We start from the raw sequence: 658 nt of genomic DNA on the forward strand, positions 1-658 counted from the left end.
WTCTTCAACTCGAAGCCCTCCCTTGTAAGCCAGCTCAATCATTAGTCGGTTACGTAACTGGAACTCAGCTCGATGAATATAACTATCGAAGCACCTCTATTCATGGCTCTGCAATGGTTTCAGCGTTTCTTATGAGGTGGGATTTTTGCAGAGCGAGGGAACTTATTCATGACGCTACTTGTTTGAACCAAAATCTCATGGTTTCTTTTTGTGTGACTCAACATATCGACGTTCTGTTTTGATTTACGAGGTATTCGCTTCAATGTGAATTCAAACGGTCTTACTTTATCAGACCAAACTAGTACACCTTCTCGGTTCATCCATTTGTAAAAWTCGATAACAAATCTCATGTACGTTTTCGCTGTAGACAAGGCGAGATTTAGTCCTTCATCATGCTCACCAATTACACACCGAACAAGAAAATCAGCAAATTCATGCCCGACACCGTCGGAAGGGTCTGCGAAGATATCTCTGTAAGATTTACCTGTTAATTCGAGCCACCGAGTAAACATCAACAGTGCTTGAGCACGAGTCCCAATAGACTGGGTTTTTCGAGCGCAGATTGTCAGATAAAGGTTTGCGGGTATACCAATTTACCTTCTACGGTGACTATCTGAAGAAGCTCTTTTTCTTTAACTTTGGAGCGTGATGGGGCATA

The 658-nt window shown here is 42.2% G+C and carries 1 protein-coding gene; it reads left to right on the forward strand.

The window, feature by feature from the left end:
- A partial coding sequence (locus CIK04_RS33510) for a hypothetical protein (RefSeq protein ID WP_325205740.1) occupies positions 1-242 on the forward strand: 242 nt, incomplete at its 5' end.
- Between the last annotated feature and the right edge of the window lie 416 nt (positions 243-658).

This window comes from Vibrio sp. 03_296 (assembly GCF_002265885.1).